At 31.3% G+C, this 10,528-nt stretch carries 10 protein-coding genes; all 10 read right to left on the minus strand.

Annotation, left to right across the window (positions count from 1 at the left end; all coding sequences use genetic code 11):
- Window positions 1–138: 138 nt before the first annotated feature.
- The 10 genes from fusA to galE all read right to left on the minus strand — a co-directional run bounded on the left by fusA (window position 139) and on the right by galE (window position 10,429).
- Window positions 139–2,220 carry an elongation factor G gene (gene fusA / locus Q0V67_RS09925; protein WP_297599188.1) on the minus strand — a complete coding sequence of 694 codons (2,082 nt, stop codon included), beginning with the start codon at window positions 2,218–2,220 and terminating at the stop codon, window positions 139–141.
- A gap of 35 nt (window positions 2,221–2,255) precedes the next feature.
- Window positions 2,256–2,726: a 30S ribosomal protein S7 gene (rpsG, locus tag Q0V67_RS09930; protein WP_297599190.1), complete on the minus strand. Its 471-nt coding sequence runs from the start codon at window positions 2,724–2,726 to the stop codon at window positions 2,256–2,258.
- 28 nt (window positions 2,727–2,754) lie between these two features.
- Window positions 2,755–3,123, minus strand: a complete 369-nt coding sequence (gene rpsL / locus Q0V67_RS09935; protein WP_023051095.1) for a 30S ribosomal protein S12 — start codon at window positions 3,121–3,123, stop codon at window positions 2,755–2,757.
- A gap of 107 nt (window positions 3,124–3,230) precedes the next feature.
- Window positions 3,231–5,144, minus strand: coding sequence for an ABC-F family ATP-binding cassette domain-containing protein (locus Q0V67_RS09940; RefSeq protein ID WP_297599192.1), 1,914 nt, complete (start codon window positions 5,142–5,144; stop codon window positions 3,231–3,233).
- Between the two features lie 86 nt (window positions 5,145–5,230).
- A complete protein-coding gene (locus Q0V67_RS09945) occupies window positions 5,231–6,580 on the minus strand; it encodes a sodium:glutamate symporter (protein ID WP_297599194.1) in 1,350 nt (449 codons plus the stop codon).
- On the minus strand, window positions 6,573–7,043 hold the full coding sequence (gene moaC, locus Q0V67_RS09950; protein ID WP_297599197.1) for a cyclic pyranopterin monophosphate synthase MoaC: 471 nt from the start codon (window positions 7,041–7,043) through the stop codon (window positions 6,573–6,575). The genes Q0V67_RS09945 and moaC overlap by 8 nt, the downstream gene beginning before the upstream one ends.
- Window positions 7,043–7,816 carry an XdhC family protein gene (locus Q0V67_RS09955; protein WP_297599198.1) on the minus strand — a complete coding sequence of 258 codons (774 nt, stop codon included), beginning with the start codon at window positions 7,814–7,816 and terminating at the stop codon, window positions 7,043–7,045. Before Q0V67_RS09955 ends, moaC begins: the two co-directional genes overlap by 1 nt.
- Entirely contained in the window at window positions 7,776–8,615 is an 840-nt protein-coding gene (gene yqeB, locus Q0V67_RS09960) for a selenium-dependent molybdenum cofactor biosynthesis protein YqeB (protein ID WP_297599199.1), read from the minus strand. Before yqeB ends, Q0V67_RS09955 begins: the two co-directional genes overlap by 41 nt.
- A gap of 25 nt (window positions 8,616–8,640) precedes the next feature.
- Window positions 8,641–9,441, minus strand: coding sequence for a hypothetical protein (locus tag Q0V67_RS09965; RefSeq protein WP_297599200.1), 801 nt, complete (start codon window positions 9,439–9,441; stop codon window positions 8,641–8,643).
- 13 nt (window positions 9,442–9,454) lie between these two features.
- Window positions 9,455–10,429 (minus strand): UDP-glucose 4-epimerase GalE, encoded by a 975-nt coding sequence (gene galE, locus Q0V67_RS09970; protein WP_297599201.1) that lies wholly within the window; start codon window positions 10,427–10,429, stop codon window positions 9,455–9,457.
- Window positions 10,430–10,528: the final 99 nt, after the last annotated feature.

Here is a 10,528-nt window from a genome sequence, read left to right on the forward strand (position 1 = left end):
TAACGTGCGGTTTGCTTCTTTCAAATTTTTCTTTAGCCATTTGAAATTTCCTCCTATTTTATATTATTTATAATTTTTACTGTGGCCTTTCGGCCACAATATTTTTAAACTTTTATAAGGTGAAGATTAGAAAATTTACTATTTTCCTCTCTGCTCTTGGATTGCTTTTTGAACTGAACTTGGAACCTGAGCGTACTCTTCGAATTCCATAGCATAAGTTGCTCTTCCTTGAGATTTAGATCTTAAGTCAGTTGCATATCCAAACATTTCTGATAAAGGTACTTTAGCGTTGATGATCTTCGCTCCGTTTCTATCAGTCATTCCACCGATCATTCCTCTTCTTGAGTTGATATCTCCTATGATATCTCCCATGTACTCTTCTGGAGTAGTAACTTCTACTTTGAAGATTGGCTCAAGAATGATTGGTTTAGCTTTTATAGCGGCTTGTTTAAGAGCCATAGATCCTGCTATTTTGAAGGCCATTTCCGATGAGTCAACCTCATGGTATGATCCATCATAAAGAGTAACTTTTAAGTCTACCATAGGGTATCCAGCTACTACTCCAGCATCTAATGATTCTCTACATCCTTTTTCTACAGCTGGAATGTATTCTCTAGGAATAACTCCACCTGAAATTTTATTAACAAATTCAAATTCTTTTCCAGGGTTTGGCTCAAGAGTAATCTTAACGTGTCCAAATTGCCCTTTTCCTCCTGATTGCTTAGCATACTTAACTTCTTGGTCTTGAGCCATAGAAATAGTTTCTCTGTAAGCAACTTGAGGTTTACCAACTGTTGATTCAACTTTGAATTCTCTTCTCATTCTATCAACGATGATTTCTAAGTGAAGTTCTCCCATTCCAGAGATGATAACTTGACCAGTTTCTTCGTCAGTCTTAACTCTGAATGTAGGATCCTCTTCAGCTAGTTTAGATAAAGCAAGTCCCATTTTCTCTTGGTCAGCTTTTGTTTTAGGTTCAACAGCAACTGATATAACTGGCTCAGGGAATTCCATCTTCTCTAATACCATTGGTGCGTTCTCAGAGCAAAGTGTATCTCCAGTTGTTGTATCTTTTAATCCTACCGCTGCTGCGATATCTCCACAGTAAACAACTTCGATTTCCTCTCTTTTGTTTGCGTGCATTTGAAGGATTCTTCCTAATCTTTCTTTCTTACCTTTTGTTGAGTTTAATACATAAGAACCTTTTGTTAAAGTTCCAGAATAAACTCTGAAGAATGTTAATCTTCCTACAAATGGATCTGTCATTACTTTAAATGCTAATGCTGCGAATGGAGAGTCGTCAGATATTTCTCTTGTAACTTCTAACTCATCATTCTTAACGTCTGTTCCTCTGATAATACCTTTATCAGTTGGAGCAGGCATATAATTGATTACAGCATCAAGTAAAGCTTGAATTCCTTTGTTTTTGAAAGCCGTTCCACAAGTTACTGGTACGATAGTGTTAGCTAATGTAGCTGCTCTTAATGCAGTGTTGATCTCTTCTTCAGAAATCTCTTCTCCACCAAAGAATTTTTCCATTAACTCATCAGAAGTTTCTACAACCGCTTCGATCATAGTGTTTCTTAACTCTTCTGCTTCGTCAGCTAATTCAGGTCTGATATCTCTAAGTTCAAAGTTCTGTCCATTGTCAGAATCTTTTGGCCATACTATTTCTTTCATTGTAATTAAATCGATAACACCTTCGAAGTCCTCTTCAGCACCAATTGGAAACTGAATTGCAACTGGGTTAGCTCCTAACTTATCTTTGATGTCGTTTACACACATCTTAAAGTCTGCTCCAGTTCTGTCCATCTTATTGAAGAATGCTAATCTTGGTACACCATATTTGTCAGCTTGTCTCCAAACTGTTTCAGATTGTGGTTGTACTCCGTCAACTGCTGAGAATACAGCAACTGCACCGTCAAGTACTCTTAGAGATCTTTCAACCTCAACTGTAAAGTCCACGTGTCCTGGTGTGTCTATTATATTTATTCTATGATTTTTCCAAAAACATGTAGTAGCAGCAGAAGTAATTGTGATACCTCTTTCTTGCTCTTGCTCCATCCAGTCCATTGTAGCGGCACCTTCGTGAACCTCTCCAATTTTATGTGCTACTCCAGTATAGAATAATATTCTTTCTGTTGTAGTTGTTTTTCCTGCATCGATGTGAGCCATGATACCAATGTTTCTAGTCATTTCAAGCGAAACGCTTCTAGCCATTTTGTTATCCTCCTAAATTTAAATTACAACTAAAATTAGAACTTGTAATGTGCGAAAGCTCTGTTAGCTTCTGCCATTTTATAAGTATCCTCTTTTTTCTTAATTGTAGCTCCTTCGTTATTAGCTGCTGCTATTAACTCTAATGCCATTTTCTGGATCATTCCATATTCTTTTCTTTGTCTTGTATAAAGAGTTAACCATCTGATTGCTAAAGTTTGTTGTCTCTCTATTCTTACTTCTACTGGTACTTGGTATGTAGCTCCACCAATTCTTCTTGATCTAACTTCGATCTGTGGTTTGATATTCTCTAACGCTTGTTTAAATATATCGTACCCCTCTTGACCAGTTTTTTCTTTTATTAAATCCATTGCAGAATAGAAAATTCCTTCAGCGATTGATTTTTTTCCATCTATCATGAATGAGTTTATAACCTTAGTTACAACCTTATCAGAATATCTTGAATCAGGTAATACATCTCTTTTTACTGCTGCTCTTCTTCTTGACATTTTTTACTGTCCACCTCCTTATTAATTATTATGCTTTTTTAGCTCCATATTTAGATCTTGATTGTTTTCTCTTTGCAACTCCAGCTGTATCTAAAGCTCCTCTGATAACTTTATATCTAACTCCTGGTAAATCTTTTGTTCTTCCTCCTCTTACTAGCACGATTGAGTGCTCCTGTAAGTTATGTCCCTCTCCTGGGATGTATGAAGTAACTTCGATTCCGTTAGTTAATTTTACTCTGGCAACCTTTCTTAACGCTGAGTTTGGTTTTTTAGGTGTAGTAGTATAAACTCTTACACATACTCCTCTTCTCTGTGGGTTTCCTTGTAGTGCTGGTGATTTTTTACTCTCTTCTAGAGTTTGTCTTCCTTTTTTTACTAATTGACTTAAAGTAGGCATTTTACCCTCCTTCCTCTTAATTTTTATTTATTATTTTTAAATAATATTTAACTTTATCATTATAATAGCTTTATTACAAAAAGTCAAAGATAATTTTAGCATAATTTTTAATTTTTACAACTATTTTTTATCTCATCTATCTCCGAACCTATCTCTTCCCAGCTTTCCATAACTTCAAAAATCTTTAAATCTTTCAAATTTATTTTTTCTTGGAGCTCTATTAATTCTCCAACATCATTAATTTTACCTGCTTTTTCATAGTCCTGTTCCAAAGTTATTTTTTCACGTTCTAACCTCTCAATATCTTCTTCTAATTTTTTATATTTTTTTTCTAATGAAGATAATTTGTTTCTATTTTTTTTTTGCTCTTCGTAACTTAGACCTGCACTTTCATCCTTTTGTTTTATACTATCTCTTTGTGATAGATATGATTCATAGTCACCTTTAAAAAGAGTTGCTCCATCCTGATTAACTTCATATATATTATTTACAACACTCTCTAAAAAATATCTGTCATGTGATACAACTAATATAGTTCCATCATAACCTTCTAATGCCTCTTCTAATATTTCTCTGGAATATATATCTAAATGATTTGTTGGCTCGTCTAATATTAAAAAATTAGGTTTTGATAATATTAACTTCATGAAGGCAACTCTTGCCTTTTCTCCACCTGAAAGAGATTTTATTTTTTTATTTACATCGTCTGCTGAAAATAAAAAACCTCCCGCTATTGTTCTAGCTTCTTCATCACTCATTACAAAGTTATTAAGAATTTCTTCCAATATTGTATTTTCCATATGAAGCCCTTGATGATTTTGGTCATAATAACCAATTTTTACTCTTTCCCCAACATTAACTGTTCCTGATTTTTGTTTTTCTAAACCGTTGACAATCCGTAAAATAGTGGACTTTCCTACTCCATTTTTCCCAATTATCCCTACTCTATCCCCTCTATATAGAGTTAGATTAAGATTTTTAAAAAGTTTCTTTTCCCCAAAAGACATTTCTAAATTTTCTAAAGTTAAAACTTTATCGACACTTACACTTTCAGTTTCAAATTTAAGTTTTATCTTTCTAACATTCAAAATAGGGTTGTCCGCCTTATCCATCCTATCTAAAAGCTTTTGTCTTCCTCTAGCTTGTTTACATTTTTGTCCAGCTTTATATCGCCTAACAAACTCCTCCATTTTCCTAATTTTATCCTGCTCTTTTTCAAATGATTTAACCGCACCAGATAAAAAAGCTTCTTTTTGTATTACATAATCTGTAAAATTCCCTTTATATGCTTTTAAAGTTTTTCCCTCTATTTCAAAAACTCTATTTACAATATTATCTAAAAAATATCTGTCGTGAGAGATTACAACAAAAGCTTTAGGATAATCTTTTAAAAATTTTTCTAACCACTCTATCGCAATTAAATCTAAATGATTTGTCGGCTCATCAAGTATAAGTAATTCTGGTTCTTCTAACAATATTTTTCCTAAAGCTACTCTTGATTGTTGCCCTCCTGATAGATCCTTTACTTTAACCTTCCACATCTCTTCTGGAATGCTCAATCCTATCAATACCTGTTTAACTTTATATTCTATTGCATACCCTTCTTCTTGTTCATATTTACTGGATAGTTTTGCCAACTCCTCCATATGACTATCGAAGTTTTGAAAATCTGTTGCAACAAGAATATTTAATTCTTGAATTCTTTCATAATCAGATTTCAATTCCGAAAAAACGCTCATCAATTCATCAAAAATTTTATTCTCTCTATTAAGATTTACATTTTGAGAAAGATAACCTGTTTTAAGATTCCCTTTTTTTGAAATACTTCCTCTCAGGTTTGTGCTAGGATCAATATCATTTTCTTCCAGTTCCATCATCATTTTTATAAGCGTTGATTTTCCAGCACCATTAACACCAATGATACCAATTCTATCTTTTTCATCTATTGAAAAAGTTATATCTCTAAAGAGCGTTTCACCAGAAAACCCTTTATATAGATTATTTATATTTAATAAAGCCATTTCAATTCTCCTTAATCTTCTTTCATTTTTATTAATTATATCATAATTTTCTAATAAAAAAGAATGGATTTTTGTTTTCCATTCTTTTATTTTTTATTATATATTTCTAAAAAAATGATATTTATTATAGCTAAAAAGCTCATCATTAGTATAGGAATTAAAATTCCATAAAAAAAACTTAACTGAATACAAGTTGCTATAAGTAGTGGTCCTAACATAGCCGTCATTGTAAATCCTAATGAATAATCTTGAAGAACTTTACTCTCTAATTTTGGATCGCATATTCTTAATAAAAGTAACCCTGTTATAAAAACACCTGTCGATGTTCCAAACATGGCTAAAGCTCTTTCAAAGTAAAAATCTTCATCAAAATATCGTCTGCTCAATGTTAAAATAATTTTCCATGTTAAAAATAATCCCACTGAACATATTACAATAATAGAAAAAAAATAGGTTGAAACAGCTTTTAAAGGAATAGTTGAAATAGCTGCAACAACTGCAAATTCTGTCAATGTTCCTGTTATCTTCCCTCTAACTTTAGAGTCAATACTCCAATCCAATTTCATTTTTTTCATTATACTCCAAAATATAAACATAACTAACATTCCATATGACCATAATGAAAGTTTTGAAATAATAGGAATATTATATCTTTTAAAAATTCCTAAAGTTAGCTGTGATATCCCACAAACACTCATCACTAAAGCTAAATGAAATGCTAAAGTATCTATCGATGTACTAAACATCGTTTCTCTTCCTATAGATTCTTGCTTCAATAAATTTTTACAATATCCTTTTTTCAACTCTATAGGAAGCTCTAAAGCGTCTTTTATAATCTTGGTTTTACCCTTTTTGCTCCCTCTGTTTATTTGATATATTCCAAACAATATTCCAAAGACTAGCCCTATTGTTGCCATTGTCACAGTTATTCCCTGAGCTAAATTCCAATATTGACTTCCTAACTCTTTTAAAGTTCTAGAAATTAATCCCGAAGTCCCATGCCCTCCTGCAAATCCTGCATTTAGTTCGGCTCCAAATCCTGAATAAATATTTTTATTAAAAAAATATTTATAAAAAAAAGCAAATAGATATCCCAACAACAATTGAACAAAAGTTATTACAAATAGAATTCCACCCATATTAATAACAGTTTTTATAGATTTTTTTTTGTTCTCAAAATTTAATCCCAGCGGCACAGAAATTATAATTGGGATTATCAATATTCCTGGTAGAGCACTTATATCATTTTGCCAATCTATCGGAATTATTTCAAAATAATTGCCCACAAAATATGGCCCCAAAATTAATCCTAAAAAACCACCTATTACTGATGAAGGAATAAATAGTTCTTGAAATAATTTTACTCTACTTTTAAGTATCACACCGAATATAAGTAAAAAACTTAAATACGAAAAAATAGATAAAAAACTATTCATTTATAAATTCACCAGATTTTCCACCGGTTTTTTTACAAAGTTTTATGTCAGTAATCATCATAGATTTATCCATAGCTTTACACATATCATATATTGTTAATAGCGAAGTGGTTACTGCTGTTAGCGCTTCCATTTCTACTCCTGTCTTTCCTTGTGTTTTTACAATCGCCCTCACTTCAACCATAAGGCTCGCCTCATTTAGAAAAAACTCTATATCAACTCCAGTTATAAAAAGTGGATGGCACATTGGAATTAAATCACTAGTTTTTTTAGCTGCCATTATCCCCGCTATTCTTGCTACACCCAAGACATCTCCTTTTTCAATGGTTCCTTCTTTTATTTTTTGAAAAGTCTCAAAGTTCATAAAAATTTTTCCAGAAGTTACAGCCTCTCGTTTTGTTTCGTTTTTTTCTGTTACATCGACCATTATGGCCTTTCCATCTTTATTGAAATGTGTTAACACTAATAACTCCTCCTATGTCTCAACTCACCATCATTTTTTATACTCAATATCTCAGCTAAAATTTCTACTGCGATTTCATAAGGTGTTCCATCTGAAAGTTTTAATCCCACTGGCGAGTAAAATTTTTCTTCTGGAATTAACAATCCTAATCTTTTAAAATCATTTCTTATTTCAACAATCTTTTTTTTACTTCCTACCATTCCTATATATCTAGATTTTTTTTCTAATATTGCTTTCAATGATTGCGAATCAGTTTCATGCCCCCTAGTCACTATCACAAAATATGTGTTTTCATTTTCAGATATATTTTTTAAAATCTCGTTATAATTACCTATTTTTAGATTTGGAATTAAATTTTTATACTCTTCTCTATCGTCAATTATAATTGTTTCAAAATCAGAGCCTTCTAAAATTTGATATAAACTTTTCCCTATGTGACCTGCTCCAAGTATAACAACTCTATTTTTAGGTCTTACAATTTTTATATATCCTTCCACACTTCCACCACAGCTCATTCCTAATTCAGCTTCCTTATTTAAATCAAAAGAAAAAGACTGATTCTGATTCATATTTAAACTTTTTCTAGCTAGCTCTATCACTTTATGTTCTACCATTCCACCGCCAATAGTTCCTATAAAACTTTCATCCCAAACACTCATTGCTGTTCCTTCTTTTCTTGGTGTAGATCCACTTGACTTAGTAAGAATAACTAGCGCAACTTTTTTTCCTAATTTAACCAATTGTAAAGTTTTTTCTAAAATACATAAGTCCATTTTTTCTTTCCACCTCAATTGTTTTTTTTAGAATGCTTTCCAAAACAGCTCCACCTAATGTTCTCGCCTTATCAGATATGGTGAAGCAATTTTCATACTCTGTTCCTCTAGGATCTATATCCGCAATTTTTAAAGTTTTTTTTACAAAATAACCATCCGATATAACTCCCCTTAAAAGTCCAGTTATAGTTGCTTTTACTGGATAACCATCTATGTCTCCTATTATCTGATTTATCTCTACAAAATCACCAATTTTTTTATAACCTGTAAAAAACCCTTCATTTGAAGAATAAATTACTCTTTCTTTTGAAAACCCTGCTATTTCTCCAGGAATTCCAGTATTTTGAGAAGCTTTACCTTCTGAGATAACCTTTCCTAAATTGTGGCCTCTCATAGTTTCTATTACAAGATCTACATCTTTTCCTGCTTCAAATCCAGGTCCCAACCCTATTGTTATAGGTGCCATATTCAAAGTTGTTCCCAAATTTTTTTTAGCTAATATAGAATCTATCAATATATTCGGTTTTAACTTTTCAATATATCTTCCCTCAGAATCTACAATAATTGGAATCTCAAATTTTTCCCAGCACTCATTAGCTTCCTCTATCGACATAATTTTGCGAGCTACTACTCCTTCAACCTCTTGTCTTCCTCTATAAATACATTCTGAAAATGAAACCGTTCTTCTGATAGCACTAGGATTTTCTGTTTCTAAGACCAAAATTTTAAATCCACTTATAAAAAGTCTATGAATAATTCCAGTTGCTATATCTCCGCCTCCCCTTACTATAACTAACATTCCTCCCCCCTTTTTTTAGATATATTTATTTAGTAAAAACTTTATTTTTATATTCCCAATAAGATTTTTCAAGTCTTTTAGCTATATTTCCAAATATTTTTGAAGTGTTATCTATGAAATATTCGTCTACAACTATTCTTTTCCCTATTCTTAATTCAAATATTTTTACAATCTCTTTTTCCATTGATTCTGGAATTTCAGTCATATAATCATGTAAATAATCATTTCTAATCTTTCTTACTATTCCAATAAAATTTCTTTCATTGTCATCTAAAAAAAATTCATCTTTTAATGTTCCTTCTAAAAACATTATATAGCTATTCAAATATGACATATTCTTATTTTGAACTTCCTCTAACTCTATATTTTTATCATAAGCTAAATCTTTTACAACACTCTTTAATAAAACTTCAAAAACTGTAAATATATTTAAAAGATTACTCATATTTGAAATCTCTTTAAAGGCGTTATTATTTATAAAATAACACTTACTATATTTTGAAAACTCATTTTTGTTTTCTTTAGTCAGAGTTAAAGATTCTTTTGACATTTTTTGATACTCTTTTAAAAATTTTTCATTTATATTAAACATTCTATGAATTGTTGTCATTCTTAATTCAAACTCTTCAAAAAATTTAGCGCTTTCATTTGCAACATTAAAATATGGATTAGGTTCACATGGAATAGTTTCTAATTCTAAACATATTTTTTTTAAATAGTCACCGTTTTTTTCATTCTCACAACTTTTACAACCACAATTTTCAGTTTCAGTAATATTCACTTCAGCATCTTTTTTTTTAGAAAATAATCTCTTCAAAAAATCCATATTTGCTCCTTTTTTATAATTTTTTATACCAATTCCAAGCGGAGCTAATTATTCTATCCACATCCGTATACTCCGGTTTCCAACCTAATACTTCTTCAGCTTTTTTACTAGATGCAACTACCGATGCTGGGTCTCCAGCTCTTCTATCCACAAATTTAAATTTTATATCCTTCCCCGTCACTTTTTTAGCAGAACTTAGCATCTCTAACACAGAAAATCCAGTCCCGTTCCCTAAATTATATATACCACTTATATCTTTATTCAATACCGGTAATGCTGATACATGTGCTTTTACTAAATCCACAACATGTATATAATCTCTTATTCCTGTTCCGTCTTCTGTAGGATAGTTGTTTCCATATATGCTCAACTCTTCTCGTTCACCTTTAGCTGTTTGTAAAATTATTGGAATTAATGCTGTTACTCCTTCACCTTTTTGTCCTATTTGGTATTTTTCGTGAGCTCCTCCCACATTAAAATATCTAAATATTGAATAGTTTATACCGTGAGCTTTAGAAGCGTCAATTATAACTCTTTCAGCCATTAGCTTACTTGCTCCATACGGATTTATTGGATTTGTTGGATAGTCCTCATAGACTAATCCTTCACATTCTACATCTCCATAAACTGCAGCAGTAGAAGAAAACACAATATTTTTTACATTATATTTTTTCATTACCTGTATTATATTCATTACACCATAAGTATTATTTAAATAATACTTATTTGGTTCAACTACACTTTCACCAACTTTTATATATCCTGCAAAATTCATAATTGCATCTACTTTATTATCTACAAAAACACCTTCAAAACTTTCTATGTCTCTTATATCACCCTTATAAAATTTGGCTCTTTTATCTACCAAATCTAAAAATCCATTTTCTAAATTATCTAAAACTATAACATTGTATCCAGAATCTAATAACTCTACAACCGCATGACTTCCTATATACCCTGCTCCACCTGTTACTAGAATATTTTTCATAAAACACCCCTCTATACTATTAGTTTTTATAAATAGATTATAACATAATTTTACAAAAAATAAAAAAAAGATTGGCAACTTCCTATCCTCCCAGAGGGC

The sequence above is a fragment of the uncultured Cetobacterium sp. genome (assembly GCF_947072685.1).
GTDB lineage: Bacteria > Fusobacteriota > Fusobacteriia > Fusobacteriales > Fusobacteriaceae > Cetobacterium_A.